Source organism: Ruegeria sp. BC2 (genome assembly GCF_056539245.1).
Window position 1 is genome coordinate 349813 of the sequence record NZ_JBQFUQ010000003.1, and the last position, 20887, is coordinate 370699.

The 20887-nt window shown below is 61.4% G+C and carries 16 protein-coding genes; 4 read left to right on the forward strand and 12 right to left on the reverse strand.

The window, feature by feature from the left end:
* Positions 1-27 precede the first annotated feature (27 nt).
* Genes ACR0CU_RS14810 through ACR0CU_RS14825 form a run of 4 tightly spaced genes read left to right on the forward strand, consistent with a single transcriptional unit; the run spans position 28 to position 5620 of the window.
* On the forward strand, positions 28-852 hold the full coding sequence (locus ACR0CU_RS14810; RefSeq protein WP_480643339.1) for a SapC family protein: 825 nt from the start codon (positions 28-30) through the stop codon (positions 850-852).
* Positions 800-2182 carry a TolC family protein gene (locus ACR0CU_RS14815; protein ID WP_170448202.1) on the forward strand — a complete coding sequence of 461 codons (1383 nt, stop codon included), beginning with the start codon at positions 800-802 and terminating at the stop codon, positions 2180-2182. The genes ACR0CU_RS14810 and ACR0CU_RS14815 overlap by 53 nt, the downstream gene beginning before the upstream one ends.
* Positions 2164-4326 (forward strand): type I secretion system permease/ATPase, encoded by a 2163-nt coding sequence (locus tag ACR0CU_RS14820; protein WP_254437609.1) that lies wholly within the window; start codon positions 2164-2166, stop codon positions 4324-4326. Before ACR0CU_RS14815 ends, ACR0CU_RS14820 begins: the two co-directional genes overlap by 19 nt.
* A complete protein-coding gene (locus tag ACR0CU_RS14825) occupies positions 4310-5620 on the forward strand; it encodes an HlyD family type I secretion periplasmic adaptor subunit (RefSeq protein WP_170448206.1) in 1311 nt (436 codons plus the stop codon). Before ACR0CU_RS14820 ends, ACR0CU_RS14825 begins: the two co-directional genes overlap by 17 nt.
* Here ACR0CU_RS14825 and ACR0CU_RS14830 read toward each other — a convergent pair whose 3' ends face one another.
* From ACR0CU_RS14830 to ACR0CU_RS14885, 12 genes are all read right to left on the reverse strand, one after another.
* Complete coding sequence (locus ACR0CU_RS14830; RefSeq protein WP_170365910.1) at positions 5621-7387, reverse strand: ABC transporter ATP-binding protein; 1767 nt, start codon at positions 7385-7387, stop codon at positions 5621-5623.
* 213 nt (positions 7388-7600) lie between these two features.
* A complete protein-coding gene (locus ACR0CU_RS14835) occupies positions 7601-8302 on the reverse strand; it encodes a response regulator transcription factor (RefSeq protein ID WP_170359365.1) in 702 nt (233 codons plus the stop codon).
* Complete coding sequence (locus ACR0CU_RS14840) at positions 8302-10167, reverse strand: PAS-domain containing protein (RefSeq protein ID WP_437342670.1); 1866 nt, start codon at positions 10165-10167, stop codon at positions 8302-8304. The genes ACR0CU_RS14835 and ACR0CU_RS14840 overlap by 1 nt, the downstream gene beginning before the upstream one ends.
* Positions 10168-10274: 107 nt before the next feature.
* Positions 10275-11033, reverse strand: a complete 759-nt coding sequence (locus tag ACR0CU_RS14845) for a methyltransferase domain-containing protein (protein ID WP_170448211.1) — start codon at positions 11031-11033, stop codon at positions 10275-10277.
* Positions 11030-11647 (reverse strand): pimeloyl-ACP methyl esterase BioG family protein, encoded by a 618-nt coding sequence (locus ACR0CU_RS14850; protein ID WP_170448212.1) that lies wholly within the window; start codon positions 11645-11647, stop codon positions 11030-11032. Before ACR0CU_RS14850 ends, ACR0CU_RS14845 begins: the two co-directional genes overlap by 4 nt.
* A complete protein-coding gene (gene bioA / locus ACR0CU_RS14855; RefSeq protein WP_480643343.1) occupies positions 11644-12930 on the reverse strand; it encodes an adenosylmethionine--8-amino-7-oxononanoate transaminase in 1287 nt (428 codons plus the stop codon). Before bioA ends, ACR0CU_RS14850 begins: the two co-directional genes overlap by 4 nt.
* A complete protein-coding gene (gene bioD / locus ACR0CU_RS14860; protein ID WP_170448216.1) occupies positions 12927-13547 on the reverse strand; it encodes a dethiobiotin synthase in 621 nt (206 codons plus the stop codon). The genes bioA and bioD overlap by 4 nt, the downstream gene beginning before the upstream one ends.
* Complete coding sequence (locus ACR0CU_RS14865; RefSeq protein WP_170448218.1) at positions 13544-14674, reverse strand: 8-amino-7-oxononanoate synthase; 1131 nt, start codon at positions 14672-14674, stop codon at positions 13544-13546. Before ACR0CU_RS14865 ends, bioD begins: the two co-directional genes overlap by 4 nt.
* A complete protein-coding gene (gene bioB / locus ACR0CU_RS14870) occupies positions 14671-15651 on the reverse strand; it encodes a biotin synthase BioB (RefSeq protein ID WP_170407507.1) in 981 nt (326 codons plus the stop codon). Before bioB ends, ACR0CU_RS14865 begins: the two co-directional genes overlap by 4 nt.
* Before the next feature lie 116 nt (positions 15652-15767).
* A complete protein-coding gene (locus tag ACR0CU_RS14875; protein ID WP_170439567.1) occupies positions 15768-17384 on the reverse strand; it encodes a bifunctional aspartate transaminase/aspartate 4-decarboxylase in 1617 nt (538 codons plus the stop codon).
* Between the two features lie 19 nt (positions 17385-17403).
* Entirely contained in the window at positions 17404-19089 is a 1686-nt protein-coding gene (aspT, locus tag ACR0CU_RS14880; RefSeq protein WP_170448220.1) for an aspartate-alanine antiporter, read from the reverse strand.
* Positions 19090-19309: 220 nt separating this feature from the next.
* Positions 19310-20845, reverse strand: a complete 1536-nt coding sequence (locus tag ACR0CU_RS14885) for a sulfatase-like hydrolase/transferase (protein WP_170448222.1) — start codon at positions 20843-20845, stop codon at positions 19310-19312.
* Positions 20846-20887: the final 42 nt, after the last annotated feature.

Genomic DNA, 20887 nt, shown 5'->3' on the forward strand with positions numbered 1-20887 from the left:
TTTCTTAACGGACCAGCGGAGACATCAATGGCACAGAACGGCCCAGTACCCGTCACTTTCGACAGACATTCCGATCGCTCGTGGCACAGATCTACATCCTACGATTTCGCGCGCTGCAGATTGGAGTGCGAGATCGTAAGTGCGGAAGTCTCAGAAGCCGCCGCCGCTCTTCCAATTGCGTTTCGATCCTCGGGGGGCGGGGTATCGCCGCATGCTATTCTGGCGACCGCAGCTTCTCCGGAAACACCATTTGTTTCGGACCAAGGACGCTGGCGGGCCACCTATGTTCCTTCCTTGCTGAGATGCCATCCGTTTTCGATCGAACTGGTCGGTGGCGAAGCAGGATCGCGCACCAGCTCAGGCAAGCTTGTTGTAGATGAAACCATTGGACTCGTGTCCTGTGACCAATCCGGCAGCCCGTTCTTCGCAAAGGACGGCTCGATCTCCTCTGAACTGGAAACCCTGAAGGGCTTCTTGAAGAGCTTTCTGGCCGATCGCAACGCAACCCGACGTGCCTGCGCGCTGATAAAGGAATTGGGCCTATTCGTCGAATTGACCCGTTTTAAGGATGCGGAGTTGCCCGACGGTTGGATGAGCGTGGACTTTCGACGCTTCAACCAACTTGGGCCGGCGCAGACAGCGGTTCTGCAATCTAGCGGAGCGATGCAGTTGATTTACGCTCATCAAGTCTCGCTCAACCATCTTCTGTGGATACACCACTGCCAGACGCATTCTCCCAAGGTGATCAGCACTCCCGCAAACGGCAGGGACTCCGACCTTGTGAGGTTCTTGGATGCCATTGCCGCGGAACGAGACTTGTCGGACGCGGAGGCCAAATATGCCTGCCTTTGATCGACTCATCTTGCCTCTACTGGTCGGTTCGGTGGCCGTGCTCACTGCGGCTTGTGAGCCGGTTCCGGATCTTGCCCCGATTGAGATGGCTTTTTCAGAAGGATCAACGGGCGCTGGCGCGACAAAGCCGTCGGACCATCTGACTCGCAGTTCATTCGGCCAGAGAATACGGCGCGCGGTAGAAACCAGCCCGAACCTGGCGCAGAGCGAGACCGGCGTTGACGCAGCCTTTGCAGATATGGACGCGGCAGAAGGAGCCTTTGTTCCGCAGGTGTCACTTGGCGTAAATGCCCGATCGGAACGGGTGGATTCAGATATTGCGGATGTATCGCCATATCTGCGGGTATCACAGCTTGTATACGACGGGGGAGCTGCCGCCGGAGACTTGGCAGCGGCACGGGCCCGCGTGCTCGTAAGCCGCGGCGATCAGCTTCAAACCGCAGCCGCGACGGCCCTTGCCGCAATTGAAACCTATGTGTTGGTCATCGACCGGCGGAAAATCGTTGAAATCGCTCGAGAAAACGTTCGTCGCCATGAGGAGATCGAGAAACAGATCTCCGACCGCGCCGCGCAAGGGGCCGGTTCCGCGGCCGACGTTCTGACGGCGCGTTCTCGGGTCGCGGATGCCAGGACCAAGTTGGCGGATGCCCGGGCTCAGGCTGATCGTGCCAATGCGCGATTCCAAGAGGTGTTCGGTACCCCACCACGCAAACTGGATCCCCCTGTCCCAGCGCCCAACCTGTCGAGAAGCGACGCCGTCATCGTGATGGACAGCCCGCAGGTTCGACGCGCAGACGCTGCGGTTCTGGCGGCACAGGCAGACCGCTCTGCCGCAACTGCGAGGCGTCAGCCGGACGTGCGGGTTTCGGCATTTGCCAACCAGGACGACAGCAGGGACGCTAATTTCGGCGTAGACCTCTCGGTCAACTACGAGCTGGACAGCACCGGTCAACGGCGGGCTGCAATTGCCGCCGCCGAAGCGCGGGTCAAACAAGCGGAATATGCCCGTGAGGTTCTTGTTCGGGAAATCCAGCGCGAGCTAGGTTTCATTCGATCCGACCAAAAGGCCGGCGCCCAGCGTCTGCGCGAGGCCCGCATCGCAGTTGCCGCAAATGCCGACAGCGTTGCCGCCACTCAAGAGCAATTCCAGATCGGGCGCAGCAGCTTAATCGAAATACTGGACGCGCAGCGCGATTATGTGAACGCCCAAGAGCGACTGATCCTGGCGGAGCAGAATTTCTTCCTAACGAACTACGCCGCGCTCAGCCTTACTGGCGACATCATTGATCTGCTCGGCATCCAGCTCAGAACATGGGGCAACAGACCATGACCCAAAGCAGCCAGCCTCCTACATCCCTGCCCCTCACCAACTTTGAGGCATGTCTGCTGCATGTGGCGGCAGAGCTTGGCCGGCCATTGACCAAAGCCAGCCTTTTGGCGGCCCAATCCTCGGTCTCCGGTGGGTTGAAGGTGCAGGACGCGATCGCACTGGCCCATGACCATGGATTGCAGGCGGGCTTCGGGCCGCGCCGGCTGTCGGAGTTTGATCCCAGCCTCGCACCGGCGATACTGTTGCTCGAGGACCAGCGGGCTGTGGTTTACCATGGCCGTTCGAAGTCTGACCGTCTGTTGATCCACGACCCAGAGCTTGGAGACAGCATTGGTGAGATGGATGAATGCCAGCTCGACGCCGTCTATTCCGGCTATGCGATGTTATTTCGTCGAGCATACTCCGAGGAAATCAAAAACAACCCAAGCCAACCAAGCCGTCACTGGTTCCGATCAGCGCTTGTGGCCAATCGTTGGTCGTACTTGCAGGTTGCTCTGGCCGCGGCTCTGACCAATATCCTGGGGCTTTCAACCTCGGTTTTCATCATGACCGTTTATGACCGGGTTCTGCCAAATGAAGCCGTGGAATCTCTGGTCGCCTTGACCATCGGTGTCGGCATCGCGCTGTTTTTTGATTTTGTGCTGAAGATCCTGCGCGCCAGTTTCATCGACAGGGCAGGACAGAATGCGGACATGTTGATGGGTCGGCGTGTTTTCGATCAACTTCTGAATATCCAGATGAAGTCCCGAACCGGCTCAACCGGCGCCATGGCGAACACGGTGCGTGAGTTCGAAACACTCCGCGAGTTCTTCACATCGGCTACGCTGGTCTTGGTGGTTGATTTGCCGTTCATCGGTCTGTTTTTGCTTACGATCTACATGGTCGGCGGACCGCTAGTTTTGATCCCAGCTCTCGCCGTACCAGTCGTGCTGGTCGCCGGGCTCGCCATTCAGCCGCTCTTGTCCCGCTTGGCGGAACGCAGTTTTTTTGATGGCCAGTCAAAGCAATCCGTGCTGATCGAAACTCTGGCCGGTCTGGAAACGATTAAGACCACCACTGCGGACAGCACGATGCGGCGACGCTGGGAAGAGGCGATCGAACGACAATCCGGCAACAGTGTTCGGTCGCGTGCCATCACTCAATTCGCCTTGAACCTGACCGGTTTCACGCAGCAGGCGGCCCAGGTCCTGATCGTGTTTTACGGTGTTTTTCTGATAGCGGACGGCCTGACCAGCATGGGCGCTTTGGTCGCCTCAGTGATGCTGACCGGACGGGCTTTGGCACCGTTGGGTCAGCTGTCTCAAACCCTGACTCGGTTCAACCAGGCGCGCAGTGCTTACCGGAACCTTGACGCAATGATGCAAGCCGATAGTGAGAGGCCGTCGGGGCGCACCTGGATCAGCCGCTCCAACTTCAAAGGGCGCATCACGTTCAACAACGTGTATTTCGCCTACCCAGACCAGGATGAGGACACACTGAAAGGCGTGTCCTTCGACATCAAGCCGGGGGAAAAAGTTGCGATCCTCGGGCGGATCGGATCAGGAAAAAGCACCATCGCACGACTGCTTCTGGGATTGTACCAGCCCCGTGTCGGATCGGTTCTTTTGGATGGGATTGATATCCGCCAGATTGATCCTGGGGACCTTCGGCGCAACATTGGGTCGGTCCTGCAGGATATTTGGCTGTTTTCGGGCTCGGTCCGCGAAAACATCGCGGCCGGCGCCGTCCGCCCGCGCGACGAAGATCTAATCCGGGCCGGGCGCATTTCGGGCGTCGAAGACTTTGTATCGCGGCATCCCAGCGGGTACGATCTGATACTGGCCGAACGTGGCGAGGGGCTCTCGGGCGGGCAACGTCAGACGATCGCCCTAGCCCGGGCATTGATCGGGCAGCCGCCTGTCCTGTTGCTGGACGAACCCACCAGCGCGATGGATCTCAAGAATGAGGCAAACATCATTCAACGGCTGAAAGCAGCGGCTGCGGATACGACTATGGTCATCGTTACGCATCGGGCCAGTCTGTTGGAACTGGTCGACCGGGTCATCGTGATCGAAAACGGCAAAGTGGGCGTTGACGCCGTCAAGTCAGTTCTCACCAAACGAGCCAAAGACGCGCGGGGGCACATGAATGTCGCGGCATCCTGACCTTGCAAGATTGGCCAGCGAAATGAACGGCGGCTCGGGGTTTCGCGGTTCGGTTTTGCTGCTGGCCATAATGGGCTGCATGCTGACGGCCGGCGTCTGGGCTTTCGTCACCGAACTGGACGACGTGGTCCGCGCAGACGGTCGCGTTGTGCCGTCTGGCGACGTTCAGGTGATCGAAGCAACCGAACCCGGGGTTCTTCAGGCTGTTCATGTTCAAGAGGGTGAGATCGTCGACAAAAACGCTTTGCTGATGGAATTGGACGCGACACAAATCGGCAGCGAGCTGGACGCTGAGCGGCAACGGGCATTGGGACTAAGGGCGCGTATTAAGCGATTGCAGGCCGAAATCGACGGATCCGATTTGCGGTTCGAGCCCGAGCTTGTGCAACAAGCACCAGACGTCGTTCGCTCGGAAACGGCTCTGTATCTCGGCCGAAAATCGGAGTTGGCCGACGAGATCGCCATTCTGGAACGCCAACGTGAGCAGAGGCAGCGCGAATTGGAAGAGGGGTTGGTGGACCGAGTCACTGCAGAAGAAACACTCAAGGTCCTGTCCGAAGAGCGCGCTTTGATGGAGCCTCTGGTCCGCCGCAAGATGGAGCCTGCGACAACTCTGCTGGCCCTGCGACGCAGCGAGGCGGAATGGAAGGGCCGCAAGGTAAGGGCCGTGGCCGCGGCAAACCGTCTGGAAACCGGGCTGAGTGAAATCGATGACCGCATCACGGCTACCAAAAGCCGGTTTCGCAGCGCGGCACTGACCGATCTTGCCATTGCCACTGCGCAGCTTGCGGCGCTTGAACCCGCCCTGCCCGCGTTGGAGAACCGCGCGGCGCGCGCGCAGGTTCGTGCGCCAGTCCGGGGCATCGTAAACCGAATCCACCGCACGACTTTGGGCGGTTTGGCCCGCAGCGGCGAGGATCTTGTCGAAATCGTTCCACTGGACGACAACCTGCTGGTCGAAGCCTATGTCCGCCCTGACGACATCGCATTTCTACGCGCAGGTCAGCAGGTCAAGGTCAAGATCACCGCCTATGATTTTGCCAGATACGGCGCGCTGGACGGCGAAATTGTTCGCATCGGTGCGGATACGATTACACGGTCAGAGCGGCAGGACGAGGAAGTTTTCGTGGTCGAAATCCGAACCAGCGGAACCTTGTTGGACGCCGATGGCTTGGAGGTAGAGATCATTCCGGGGATGATCGCACAAGTTGACATTCTGGCCGGCAGGAAGACCGTTCTCGACTATCTCATCCAGCCTGTTCTCAAGGTAAAGAACCAGGCTTTGCGGGATTGATTATGCAGCCGGTGTCTTGAATTGCTGATCGAACAGGCGGCGGAAGCTGCCATTCTGTTCCATCAACTCATCCAACTTGCCCTGTTCGATCACCTGACCGTCCTGAACAACCATGATCTTGTCTGCCTCAAGCACGGTCGACAGCCGGTGAGCGATGACGATCGTGGTCACGTTCTCCGTCAGCTTATCCAACGCCTGCTTCACCAGAGCCTCGGACTCGGCATCCAGCGCGCTGGTCGCTTCGTCGAGCAGCAGAATTTCAGCCTTCCGAAGAATGGCGCGGGCAATGGCCAACCGCTGTTTCTGCCCTCCCGACAGAAACGCACCGTTCTCTCCGACTTCGGTGTCGTATCCCTTGGGCAGCGACATGATGAAGTCATGCGCATGCGCGGCTTTGGCCGCATCGCGAATCTCGTCCTCGGTCGCATCGGGACGGGCATATCGCAGGTTTTCCATGACCGTCGCGGAAAACAAAAAAGTATCCTGGCCAACATAGGAAATCTTGCGCCGTAGGGAGGCAAAGCTGACATCCTGCAAATTCTGTCCGTCGATCTCGACATAGCCTTGGTCAGGATCGTAGAACCGCATGATGAGGCCAAAGATCGTGGACTTGCCTCCACCCGACTGCCCCACCAGAGCGGTTGTCTTTCCAGCCTCGAAGGTCAGGTTCATTCCATTGATCACCGGCATACCACCGCTGTAGCCAAAGGTGACGTTCCGCAGGCGTACCTCGCCCGGACCGGACCGCAGCTCTTGCGGTTGCGGGCTTTCGCGCATTGGGTCTTCCTGATCCAGCAGTTCGAACATCATCTCGATCGGAACCAACGTGGATTCGATGGTCACCCGCATCCGGGACAGCCGCTTGGCCGGTTCATAGGCCATCAGAAGCGCCGTGATGAAGGACATCAGCTGACCCGCGGTCGGCGGTTCAGTTCCGGCAATTCCCATAGTGCTGACGACCAACACGCCGGCAACGGCTACACCAGCCAGAAATTCCATCATTGGGCTGGCGATGGATTGCAGCTTGGCAATTTCGTTCGAGCGTTTTTCAACGCTTCTTATGGCCGAGTTCATCCGCTCGGTCATTCGATCTTCGAGTGCGAAGACCTTGATGATTTTGATCCCGGCCGATGTTTCCTGCAGAACCCGGATGATTTCGGCCAGTGATTTGAGCTCGGATTGCATGATCGAGCGGACGCTTTTCAAAAGATAGCGCACGCTCAGCAACGCGACCGGCCCAACAATGAAAAACAGCCCCGAAAGCACAGGCTGCTGGTATACCATCACAAAAATGAGACCCACGAGCGTCAGCGCATCCCGAACGAACGTGGTCACGATCACGTCGACCAGCGTCCGCGCTGCCCCCGCGCCCCGGGTCACACGCATCAGAAGGTCCGAAGACTCGCTTTTGGAAAAGAAATCCACCCCACGCCGAAGCAGTTTTTTGTACAACTTCTCCTGCTGCTCGGCGATGATGCGGTTGCCGGCGCGAGCCAGAAACACGGACTGGACGTAAGATGCCAGCGCCTTGACCAAGAACAGCACGATAACGGCTGACGCGATGATATGAACCTGAGACCGCATGTCAGGCGACGTCATGGCATCGACGATGTTTTCCATCATCCAGGCCGTCCCTGCGGTGGTCGCGGCAACGATCATCATGGCAAACATGGCAACCGCATATTTCTTGCCTTGCGCCCGCAGACTGTCGCCCACCAGCCGGCCGATATGGCCGGATCGCCACTTGGCCCAGGTTTTCCTGATCATAAGGGTCTCCAAATCAAGCTGACGCTTTCTTGCGCGTCAGCGCAGAGTTTGCAAGCTGCCATAGTTACGCGCTTCAACACCGCACCGCAAAGTGTAGCCGGCAGAAGTTAAGATCACTTAAGCCGGATTTCCAGAGGCAGCCCAAGAAACAAGACCGCTTCACCAGTGGTCTGGTTCGGCGTCCTACAGGTCAAATCCAGCCCGCGGAATTGGTCAATCCCATGCGACATCCCCCAGAAAGATATACCCTGCGCCGTATATCGTCTTGATCAGGCGCGGGTTTTTCGGGTCTTCACCAAGCTTCGTGCGCAGGCGGGAAATACGCACGTCCATCGCCCTGTCAAAGCTTTCACCGGCTGCGCCACCCAGTGTTTCCTGCATCTGCGCGCGGCTGATCAGGCGTTTGGGGCTTTCCAGGAACAACCGCAACACTTCGCCTTCGGCATGGCTAAACGGTGTTTCAGCGCCGGTATCGGACAGCAACACATAGCGATCGAAATAGGCAGTCCAGCCGTTGAACCGAGCCACATCCGAATGGTGTTGCTGTGCCTTGGGCGCACGCAGACGGGCGCGGATGCGGGCCACCACCTCAGCCGGGTCAAAGGGTTTGGTGATGTAGTCATCTGCCCCCAACTCCAGCCCCGTCACCCGGTCCTGTACCTGTGCCCGCCCCGAGATGATGATGACCGCCGCCCCCTGTTCCAGCGCCAGCCGATGCACCAGCGCCAACCCGTCTGTATCCGGCAGCGACAAGTCCACCAGGCAGACATCCGGCGTAACCCGTTTCAGTGACGCTTCGAATTCGCGGGCGCGGGCAAAACTCTGCGTTCTAAACCCGGCATCCTCCAGCGCTTCGGTCAGAATCCGGCGGATCTCGGGTTCGTCGTCCAGAATGGTCACCAGGGGTTGGGTCATCAGGCGGCCTCGGTTCGGATCAGCGCGGACAATTGCGCGCGGGTGAAGGGTTTGCGCAGGACCGGCGCCTTGGCAAGAGCCTGACGGTGCAGCGGGTCATCATAGGGTAGCGAGGTCATCAGGATCACCGGAATTGGCAGAGCAAGCCGTTCGACCAGATCAATGCCGGTGGCAGCGCCCTCCAGCCGGATGTCCGACAGGATCACCGAGATATCGTCCAGGCTGGTGGCCAGGACCAGCGCCTCATCCGCCGAGGTCGCCTCGATCACCGACAGGCCCAGATCGACCAGCATGTCGCGGAACTGGTGGCGCAAGTCGTCGCTGTCTTCGACCAGCAGCGCCAGGCCCGACTGGACAGGCGGAGCGGGCCGGTAGGGCAGCCGCAGCATCACGGATGCGCCCGAGGGCGTATTGCGCAGTTGCAGGTCTCCGCCTGCCAGCTTGACCGTGTCATAGACCATCGGCAGGCCCAGCCCCGACCCCTTGCTGCCCTTGGTGGTGAAAAACGGGTTGAGCGCCTTGTCCAGCGCATCCGGCGAAAACCCCGGACCGGTATCGGATACGGTGATTTCCACCCAGATCCGGCCGATCGCATGGGCACTGATGGTAATCTGCCCGCTGCTGCCGCAGGCGTCGCGGGCGTTCAGCACCAGGTTCAACAACGCGTCCTGAACCATGCCCGGGTCCAGCATCAGCGCCTCGTCCGGCAGGGTGTTGACCACCGACAGCCCCACCCCACGCGGAAGCGAAGGCGAGGCCAGCACCCGCAGATCCTCAAGCAAGCCGCGCATGTCGGTGGCCTGTGGCTGCGGAGTGCGATTGCCGGTCATGTCGGCGATGCGGTTCAGCAATTGCCCGCCGCGCCGCGCGGTCTGCTGGGTTGCTGCGACAAGCTCGGCGGCGTCTTCGGGTAGGTCCATCTTCTCCAGTTTGGCCTGCATGCCCAGGATGATGGTCAGCAGGTTCGAGAAATCATGCGCCAGCCCGCTGGTCATTTGCGCGGCCATCGCCCGGCGCCGGGTCTGCTGCAGGGCCACGCGGGCCTGTGTTTCCTCGGTGATGTCCACCGACATGATATAGACGCCGCCCGTGCCATCGGGCGTGAACGAAACACGGATACGGCGCGAATCTTGATCCTCGGTGAATTCGAACACCGAGGCCTGCCCGCCATAGGCCTGTTGCAGATGCGGTCGGACCCTCTCGTAGGCATGCGCGCCAAGCGCCTGCGAAATGTGCAGCCCCAGGATGTCAGACGGCCGCCCCGGCAGGACCGAACTGAGCCGCCGGTTGGAATAGTCGTACCGCCCCTCAGCATCCAGATGCGCGATATGGGCCGGCATCATCTCGGTGGTCATGCGGGTGCGCGCTTCGATCTCGGTCAGCTGGCGCTTGGCCTCTTCCAGCGCGCTGATCGTGGCCGCCAGTTGCCGGTTGGTCGCCGAAAGCTCTTCGGCATGGCTCAGCAACTGGTCCGACAGCTCCTCAGACCGGCTGCGCAGCAGCTCTTCGACCCGCTTGGTGCTGGTGATGTCGGTATAGACGGCAACCCAGCCACCGGTGGGCAGCGGCGCGCCCTCAATCGAGATCACCTGTCCGTTGGGGCGCACGCGCTCCATGTAGTGCGGCTCGAACGCCAAGGCCTGTTCGACCCGGACGCTGACCAGATCCTCGACCGATTGATCGTGGCCATATTCGCCCCGGCTGGCCAGAAAATGGATCGTGTCGCTGAACAGCGCACCGGGCTGCACCAGGGCTTCGGGCAGGTCGAACATTTCCTGAAAGCGCTTGTTGCTGACCACAAGGCGCAGCTTGTCGTCATAGATCGACAGGGCCTGACCGATCAGGTTCAGCCCTGCGGTGGTCATCTCTTTGATGCGCTGTTCGGAAATGTCCAAGCCGATCCTCCCCTGGGCACAGGCCTATCACCAGTTTTCGGGCAGGTGTAGGGGGGGCGGATGCGACCGGTTGGCCCCTAACCGGGTTTGCGGGCGATAATCCAAACGGGGTGATAGGTCAGGCGCACGCCTTCGGGGCCGGAAAACGCGGCGCGATAGCGTGTGCTGAAATCGGTCAGGTCGGCGCGGGTCCAGACCTGCGCCGCACGGCCGTTCACCCCGGTCTCACGCAGGTGGCGCAGCACGTCCAACGGCGTGTCGAACCACAGCGGTTGCCGATCCTGCCACAGGTCAAGGATTTCAACCTCGGGGCCGATGCCTGCGGCCAGATCATCAGGGGCGCACAAGCCGGGCGCGCGGGCGGCCGACCCCAGCGCGGAAAGCTCGGCGTACTGGTCCGGGCCGAATCCCGAAATGGCCACCCAGCCTTCGGGTGCGACCTCGTGCATCGCGCGGCGAACCACTGCCGCCGGATCGTCCAGCCATTGGACCGTCGAGGCCGAGGCGATCAGGTCGGGCCGCGCAGGCCATGTCACATTTCGGATATCGCCTTGCAGAAAATTTGCGCCCCATCGCCGCGCGGTGTCCCGGGCCTCGGCCATCAGGTCGTTGAGCGTGGACCGGGTGAACGAAAACTGCTGGTGCAGCGCCTCGGTCAGATGGCCGGTGCCGCAGCCGATTTCGAACAGGGTGCCAAACTGGCGGGGTGCCCCGAGACCGACCAGCCGCTGCGCCAATGCGCGGGCGATCCGGGCCTGCGGGCCAGCGGCGCAGTGATAGCTGCCGAAGCTGCGGCTGAAACTGCGCCGGATGCGGTCCGTGGGCATGGCGTTCATGCGAACCACTCCGCCCAGGTCTGCCCCGCCGCGAAAGGTTGGTGCGGGCCGGGGATGCCGCGCACGGTGTCCGATTGGCCCCAGGCCATTTCCTGCGCAGCCGTCGGCACGATGCGGTCGGAGGCGGAAATCCAGACCCGGTCGAACCCGGGATCGGGAGCACGTCCGCGCGCCGTGATGGCCCGCAATTCCTCGGCCGCGGCGACAAAATCGATCCCGGGCGCGGGGCTATCCAGCCCGGCCCGGCGGCAGAACCGGGCAAAGCTGGCCGCGCTTAGGCCGTCGGCCGTGGCTGCCACCATCTCGGGCGCGATGCCCCGGTCTGCATCCGCCGGAAATAGCGTGCCGTTGACGGCAACCTTGCGGACACAGGTCACTCCGTGCCCCGCCAGCCAATGCGCGGCCGAAGCGACCCCGAAGGAATAGGCCAGCAGCCGGACCGTGTCATAGTCACCAGTTTCGGGCAGGGCGTCATCGAGGCTGCGATAGTCGTCAACCACAAGAACATCCGCCGCCCCGGTCAGGCGCGCAAACGGCGCAGGCCCCAGCGCCCAACCGCCAAAGACCAGCGTCAACTGCGCCGCGCCGTCACGGGTCAGCCAGTGCCGCCTCATGCGTCGCCTCGCGCCAGTTCGACCATGGCCGCCGTCACCCGGCTCAGCTCGTCGCCCGAGATTACATAGGGCGGCATACAGTAGATGTTGCGCGCGAAGGGACGCAGCCAGACCCCTGTCTCCGGCGCCCGCCGATGCGCGACGCGCGGATCGACCGTGTGCTCCATCTCGATCACGCCGATGGCGCCCAGCACCCGCACATCGGCCACGCCGGGCAGGCCCCGCGCCGGTTCCAGCTCGGCCTTCATCTGCGCCTCGATGGCCCGCACTCGCGCCTGCCAGCCGCCGTCTTCCAGCAGCCCCAAGCTGGCGATGCCGGCGGCGCAGGCCAGCGGATTGGCCATGTAGGTGGGGCCGTGCATGAATACGCCAGCCTCGCTTGTGCCGATGCCATAAGCCACCTGTTCGGTGGTCACGGTCGCGGCGAACGAGATATGCCCCCCTGTCAACGCCTTACCCAGGCAGATGATGTCCGGCGTTACCTCCGCATGGGTGGCGGCAAACAACTCTCCGGTGCGGCCGAAACCCGTGGCGATTTCATCGAAGATCACCAGAACGTCATGGGCCTGACACAGAGCTTTGGCCCGGCGCAGCCACTCGGGGTGATAGAAATACATGCCGCCCGCGCCCTGCACGACCGGTTCAAGCACCAGCGCAGCCAGCCGGTGCGCCTTGTCCCGCAGCAATTGTTCCAGAGCGTCGAGCCCGTTCTGCGACGGGTCCTCGGGCCAATCGTCGCCCAGACGTACCGAGGGGCGCGGCAAAAAATGCTGGATCGACAGCGCGCCGCGGAACAGCCCGTGCATGCCGTTGACGGGGTCGCAGACGCTCATCGCCTTCCAGGTGTCGCCGTGATAGCCGCCGCGGATCGTGGCGAACTCGACCTTGTCGGTGCGGCCATGGGCCATCTGGAACTGCACCGCCATCTTCATCGCCACCTCGATCGAGACCGAGCCACTGTCGCAATAGAAGATCCGGTCCAGCCCCTCGGGCAGCAGGGTCACCATCTTGCGGCCAAGATCAATCGCGGGCCGGTGGGTCAGACCGCCGAACATGACATGGGGCATCCGGTCCAACTGCTGCTGCATGGCAGCGGTGATCGCCGGGTGACGGTGCCCATGGATGGCGCACCACCACGAGGACATGGCGTCGATCATCTTCACCCCATCCTCGCGGTACAGATACACGCCCTCGGCCCGGTCGATCAGATGCATAGGGCCCGGGTCGGCCACGTTCGTATAGGGGTGCCACAGGTGGCGGGCGTCAAATTCCAGCGGGGTCACAGGGCACCTCGGATCGTGTCCATGTCGATCGCCTCGAAGGCGTGACGCAGGGTGTCGGGTGTCAGAGTCTCGATCCGGCCGAGGCGTCCCAGGTGGAGCACCTGCGACATCTGGATGATGGTCTGTTCGACCCCGGGTTCGGGGTCGCCGATGAAGGCCACGCCGACCACCGGGCAGCCGGCGCCACGCAGCGCCATCAGCGACAGGGTCGTGTGGTTGATCGTGCCCAGGGCCGTTCGGGCCACCAGAATCACGGGTGCCTGCCAGCGGGCGAACAGGTCAAGGTAATAGTCCTGCCGGCTCAGAGGCACCATGACGCCCCCTGCCCCTTCGACCACCAGCGGGCCATCGGTCTGCGGCAGGGTCAGCCGATCGAGGTCGATCTCGACCCCCTCGGCCTCGGCCGACAGGTGCGGCGAGGCGGGCAGGTTCAGCAGATAGGTCTCGGGCAGGACCGGTTGGCCGGACAGGCGCGCAACGATCTGGCTGTCGGTCTCCTCCTCAAGCCCCGATTGCACGGGTTTCCAGTACTGCGCGCCGAGGGCCGCGGTCAGCCCGGCGGAAAACACGGTCTTGCCGACGCCGGTGTCGGTTCCGGTCACGATCACTGCGGTCATACGGGTCCTGCCTGTTGTTCGGCGATGCCCTGAAACACCGCCGTGATGTCCTGTTCGCCAACGTTGCCGGTGATCGAGACCCGCAGCCGCGAGCTGCCGCGCGGCACGGTCGGCGGGCGGATGCCGCGCACGTCAAAGCCCCTCTGTTGCAGTCGCACGGCGCGATCCATCGTGGCCGCGTCCTCGCCTACGATGACGGGCATGATCTGACTGTGAAATCCGGTCAGACCGCACAAACGCGCGGCCTCGGCGTGGGCATGAGCCATCCGGTCGCGCGCGGCCAAAGTCAGGCCCGGGTCCTGTCCGACGGCCCGCAGCGCGCCCCGCACGATTGCGGCGTCCAACGGCGACGGGGCCGTCGCATAGATGAACGGCCGCGCCCGGTTGATCAGGGTGTCGATCATTTCACGCGGTCCGCAGATCAGCCCGCCGCTGGCGCCCAGCCCCTTGCCGCAGGTATGCAATGTCAGCACCTCGGCGTCCAACCCATGGGCCAGCCCCTGCCCGTTCGGGCCAAAGACGCCCGTGGCGTGGGCCTCGTCCACTACCAGCACCGCCTGCTCGGCTCTGGCCAGTTCGGCCAGGGCGGTCAACGGGGCCAGATCGCCCTCCATCGAATAGACGCTTTCGACCGCGATCCAGACCTGGCCCGTGCCGCCTTGCGCGCGCCAGTCGGCCAGCACCGCGCGCGCCGTCGAAATGTCGTTATGCGCAAAACCACGGGTCTCGGCCCGACCCAGGCGCATCCCTTCATGCGCGCTGGCATGGACCAACTCGTCATGCAGGATCAGATCCCCGGCCGCGGGAAGAGCCGAGAAAATGGCTTGATTGGCCTGAAACCCGCCGCCCATGTACAGCGCCGCCTCGGCGCCGAAAAAGGCGGCGGCCTCGGCTTCCAGCGCCTCGTGCTCGGGGTGGTTGCCGCGCAGCAAGCGCGACCCGCCCGAGCCCAGCGGAACGCCCCGGTCCAGCGCGTCCTGCGCCGCACGTTTCAGAACGTCGGACCCGGCCAGACCCAGATAGTCGTTGGACGCGAAATCCAGCCCCGTGCGGGGCGCAAGCCTGCGCAGCCGATGGCGCGTTTCCAGCACCTTCAGCGCATTGCCCAGCCTTGCGGTCGCTGTCATTCGGCCGCGTCCACGCGGGCCTCGGACTCCGCCTCCATCGGCTGGATGCCCAGCTTGGCGAACAGGATCGCGTCCTTGCTTTCCTCGGGGTTCTCGGCGGTCAGCAGCGTGTCGCCAGCAAAGATCGAGTTGGCACCGGCAAAGAAGCACATGGCCTGCATCTCGTCGCTCATGTCGCTGCGGCCAGCGGACAGGCGGACATGGGATTTCGGCATCATGATCCGAGCCAGCGCGATGATGCGCACGAAATCGATCGGGTCGATCGGCTTGGCGTCAGCCAGCGGGGTGTCGGCCTGCGGCATCAGCATGTTGATCGGAACCGAGTCCGGCGCCTCGGGCAGGTTGGCCAGCGTCACCAGCATGTCGATCCGGTCCTCGCCGTTTTCGCCCATGCCCAGAATGCCGCCCGAGCAGACCTTCATCCCCGCCTCGCGCACGCGGTTCAACGTGTCGATCCGGTCGGCAAAGGTGCGGGTGGTGATGACCTCGGGGTAGTAACGCTCGGACGTGTCGATGTTGTGGTTGTAATAATCCAGCCCGGCATCACGCAGCTGCACCACCTGGGTGTCGTCCAGCATGCCCAGCGTCATGCAGGTTTCCATGCCCATCGCCTTGACGCCCTGAATCATCGCCACCAGCGCATCCATGTCGCGCGCCTTCGGCTCACGCCATGCGGCGCCCATGCAGAACCGGGTCGAGCCGGACTCGCGCGCCTTGCGGGCCTCGGCCAGAACGCGTTCGACCTCAATCAGTTTCGAGGCGCTCAGCTTGGAGCCGTTGCGCGCGGATTGCGAGCAATAGGCGCAATCCTCGGCGCAGCCGCCGGTCTTGATCGACAGAAGCCGCGACATCTGCACCTTGTTGGGGTCAAAATTCTCGCGATGTACGGTCTGCGCCCGATACAGAAGATCCATCAGCGGCAGGTCATAGATGGCCTGAGCGGTTTCGCGGGTCCAGGTGTTCGATGTAGCCGACATTTTATAGATAATTTTTCCCGATGATTCAGATTTACCCGGGTTTATCAATAAAGCCGAAAAACGCAACATCCGCGATGTCACAGGCGCAGAAAATGACCGTGACCGCTAACGGCGATTCAACCGTGAAGTGGCTTGTTGTTCGCCGCCCGATAGGCCTGCACATAACCGCGCGCGACCGAACGGACAGCGCGGCCGATCTGGGTGTAAGCTTCGTCCGGCAAATTGGCGAACGATACCCGCGCGGACCAGTTCGGCGCATCGAAACCGCTGCCGTTCAGCAGCACGATCCCGTAGTCCTCGGCCAGCTTGAACGCGATGTCCAACGGGTGGACGTTCTTCTTGATCCAGTCCACGACCTCTTCGCCGACGTATTTGCGCAGCCAGAATTCGAAGTCGATGATGCCGTAGTAGGCGTCATAGTGATCGCCCGGCTGGACCTCGATCCCCAAGGCTTCGGTCAGCAGGTGGAACCGTCGATGCACCAGTTCGATACAGGCGGTCTGATAGGCTTTCTTTGTGTCGACCAGCTCGCAGAGCGAGAACAACGTCATCATGACCTGCTGCGGCAGGGACAATCCGGCGGTGTGGTTCAGGGCCACATCCCGGCTGTCGGCCACGAGCCTGTCGACGAATTTGATTTCGCTGGGATGCAGGCTGAGCGTGCCGTAACGCTTGTCGAGCTTCTGCTTGATCTCGGCAGGATGCGCGGCGAGCTTTTCGTCGAAGATATTGTCCTGCGCGACGGCGATCACGCCGAGCCGCCAACCGGTGCAGCCGAAATATTTCGAATAGGAATAAACACCGATCGTGTTGCGGGGCATGTAGCCCATGACCGAGGTGAAATCATGTACGAAAGTGCCGTACACATCATCAGTCAGGACAATCAGGTCCGGCCTGTGGTTCTCGACCAAATCCGCGAGTTTGCGCAGAGAAGCATTGCTAAGGGCCACCGACGACGGGTTGCCCGGATTGACCAGAAAGAAGGCCTTGACCTTGGGGTCCTTCAGCTTTTCGACTGCAGCATCGGTCAGTTGGAACCCATCTTCCTCGTCCGTTTCCACGTGAACGGACTCGAGGCTGTAATCCTCAAGTTCGGGCATTTCGAGATAGGGCGTGAAGATCGGCGTGCACAGGGCAATCGTGTCGCCCGGGTTCAACAGCCGGTTGGCCTTGAGCGATTTGAAGATATAGCACATGGCCGCCGTGCCGCCTTCCACCGCAAACAGGTCGAACTGCGCATCGGGACGGTGCCCGGCACACATGGCCCACATCAGGTATTCATGGGCGATGGCGGCGTTGTGCTTAAGAATACGGTCGGGAACAGGGTAGTTGTCGCCGATGATCGAGTCCGTCAGTTCGTGCACGAATTCGTCAGCGTCGAAACCAAAGGCCCGGATGGCGTGGTCGACCACATCCAAAAGCGTGTCGGCGCCCGGCATCTCGGAATTGGCCCGGCCCCACTCCAACAGACGGTCATGGCAACCTGCCATTGCCGGCATCCCCCCCAGACCCGCCGGATGATTCATGACGCGGCGCGACTCGGTCACCGCAAACTGGCCAAGCGCAAAGAACGCTTCACGCGGGCGGGTGGCGACCCAATTGGGATTGCCCCGGCCGGCATTCAAAAAGGCGCTGTTGGATTTGCGCGCCTCGACCGAGGCCAGCTTGATCAACTCGTCCTTGATCTGAAAGGGGCTGAGGGCTTCGTAATCGTGCAGCTTCAATCTGTCCATGTCTCAAGACCTTTCCAAATCAACTCAGGATCAAAACGACGACCATCCCAAATATCGTCAGCAGGGTGTTTCCGATCGCGTAGGGCATGCCGTAGCCCAAGGCCGGAATTCGGCTTTGCGCGGCCTCCTGGATCATGCCGAGCGCAGCCGTCGTGGTGCGGGCCCCCGCGCAGGCGCCAAACAGGATGGCAGGGTGAAACTTGAATATGTAATGCCCGACATAAACCGAGAAAATCATCGGCAAAGACGTGGCCACAATACCCCATAACAACAGCGCGATACCCGCCTGCTGCAAACCCGCCACGAAACCGGGCCCGGCCGATATCCCGATGACCGCGATGAAGACATTCAAGCCCAGCGTATTCATCAACCACAGCGACGGTGCGGGAATGCGACCGAAGGTCGGGTGAACGGTGCGCAACCACCCCAGCAGCAGCCCGGCCAGCAACGCGCCACCAGTGGTCGACAGGCTGATCGGAAAACCGCCCATTGTAATTGCAAGCGTGCCGATGACACCCCCGATGAAAATCCCCCATCCCACAAAGGCCAGATCGGTCGTGTCAACGGGCCGGTCGGCGTACCCGATTTCGGCGATGGCCGCCTCGACATGTCGCTTGCTGCCCAGAATGGTCAGAATGTCACCGCGATGCAGAACCGTGCCCGGCAGCAGCGGCAGATCAATCATGTTGCGCGTCAGCTTCGACACATACACGCCACGGGCCTGAGGCATCTTGCTGAGGTCATCCAATGTCTTGCCGTGCACGTCCTTGCTTGTGATCAAAACATCCAGTTTTTCCGATGGGATACTCAGCAGCTCGGGTGCATCCGCTTCTTTGAGGCTGGGCTCGAGCGCTCCGACAAGATCACCGCGCCGGCCTGAGAACATCACGACATCACCCGCTTGCAGCACCGTGTCCGCGTCAACCTCGACGATCTTGCCGCCGCGGCTGAGGCGTTCGGCATAGACGCGGACGCCGGGCAACAGATCCTTGACCGGCTGGCCGAGCAATTCGCTGCCTTCGGGAATCTCAAAAGCGCGCGCCTCGATCGCGCGATAGGCCGAAACGATGCCACCACCGGTCTCGACATCCTCGCCGCCACTCAGCTTGGCTTCGTATTCCTTGCAGGCGGCCACCAGGTCAACACCGATCAAGCGCGGGCCAATCTTGGCCAGAATGATCGCCGACCCGATCGTGCCGTAGATATATGTCACCGCATAGGCGACCGGGATCTGGTTGGAATAGGTTTTGGCCTGCTCGGCCGACAAACCCAACTGGTTGATCTGGTCCGTCGCCACTCCGATCGCCGCCGAAATCGTTTGCGACCCGGCATACAGGCCCGCGGCGTAGCCAAGCTCGAGCCCGGCGATCTTGGCCGACACGACCGGCACGATCAGACAAAGGGCTAAAACACTTAGGGCAAAAAGCACCTCGCGCGCGCCGTCGACCTTGAGACCGCGAATGAACTGCGGCCCAACGCCGTAACCAACTGCGAAGATGAACAGGATGAAGAAGGTGGACTTCACCGCTGAATCAATACTGATCTGCGCCTGCCCGATCACGACGGCCGCCAACAGGGTGCCCGTTACCGAACCCAGACTGAACCCCATGACCTTGATTGGTCCGACCAAAAACCCGATGCCGATGGCGAGGAAGACAGCCAGTTCCGGATAGGTTTGCAGGATATTGACCAGCCAATCGACCATACTGCGCCTTTCGGGTTTGTTGCGTCGCTCAGTCCACCCTGAACGTCAGTTGTCCGGAGGCCCGGACGAGTGCGATCAGCGCGGGAATTTCCAAGGTCACGATACCCCACGGAAACCGTTTGTCCATTGAATTATCTGAATTTGTTTGGCGTCCGAGCCGCGCGGAACTGTGTCCGCCAGCGGCGGCACAGGTTACTAAAATCGTCGGCAACCGCCTGGATCAATCGAACCTGCGCACTGATTTCGGCCCCTGCAATGTCACGGAATGCAGGGACAGGGAATGATCCATGTTCCGCATACGGTGGCGCAACATTTCACGACCAAGCCGCGCCAAATCAGCTGCGTAGTCAGGGTTTGCGGCGACATTCTCGGCCTCGCCCCGACCGTGGTGGTCGAACAACAACGGCGGCAGGTCGGCTGCAAACTCGACCAGGGTAAAGCGTTCGTCACGCAGGATGCCCAGACACGAGTTGCTGTGACCCGTTCCAAGATCACGCTGAAATTGAGTGGGCGTCAGCGGATCGGCAAAGTCCAGCTCACTGAAGGAATACCGGCGCCAGTCCTGAGGCACGGCACCACGCAGCAGCGGCAACAAGGATCGACCATCCATCGAGTTCGGGATCTCTTGCCCAACCCAGTCCAGGATCGTGGGTACGACATCAATTGACTCGGTCGGCACTTCGACAAGCTGGCCGGCCATCTGAGCGTTGCCAGGCATGCGAATGATCAGCGGCGTGTGGTAAGCCGCGTCATACACCGACATTTTGCCCCAGGAATAATGATCGCCCAGCATCTCGCCATGATCCGCGGTGATCACCACCAGCGTGTCATCGTACTGGCCGCTGTCCTTGAGAAAGCGGATGACCCGGCCGATATGATGGTCAACCTCAGTTGCCAATCCAAGATAGACGGCCCGCAGGGTCTGCGTGTTCTCATCCGTCGGCTCCACCTCGGCAAAACCTTGCACGCAGTCTTTTGGAGAATTCGAGTCCAGAGCGGGTCCAAAGAACGGGTGCACGGCCTTTTCGTCCTCGGGGCCGGGCAGACGGCTTGGCAAAGGCAACGCGTCGGGATCGTACATCCGGTTGTAGGGCGCGGGGGCCACCAGTGGCGGATGCGGACGGATATACGTCAAATGCGCGAACCATCCCGAGCTCCGATAGGCGGCAATTCCGTCTAGAAAACCGTTGGTCAGAAATGCGGTGTCGCTGTCCTCGGCCGTGTAGAGGGCCGGGTCGTTCAATTTTGGGGCCGACCCATCCGGCGAAACCGGCTTGTAGAGATCCCAGTAGTCTTCAAACTCGTATCCCCGGCGCATTAAGTAGGACCGCCAAGGATAGGACTCCTCAAGGCGCATTTCGAGTACTTCGTGAAACCCGTGCATCGGGTTTTCGTAGGTCTTCACCGATGGATCATTCGGATGATGAACCCGAGGATCGGCCGAGGTGTCCGTATAGCCGAACAGCATCGGCAGATAGCCGGTTTTTCGCATCTCGGTCGCGATGTTCGGCGTGTCATGACGCAGCGGCGTGCCATTGCGGACCGAACGATGGTTCATCGCATATTGCCCGGTCAGGATCGAGGCGCGGGACGGTCCGCAGGGATTGGTTACGGAAAAATGCCGGTCGAACGAAACGGCCTCGTCCATGAAGGCGCGCAGATTGGGCAGGTTGACATGATCAGCCAGAGCACCGCGGAGACAATCGGCCCGCAATTGGTCGATGATGATGAAAAGAACGTTTCCTGCTTGGCTCATGCCGTGATTCCCATTGGAAAACTGGTGTTCGACGGTGCGGAC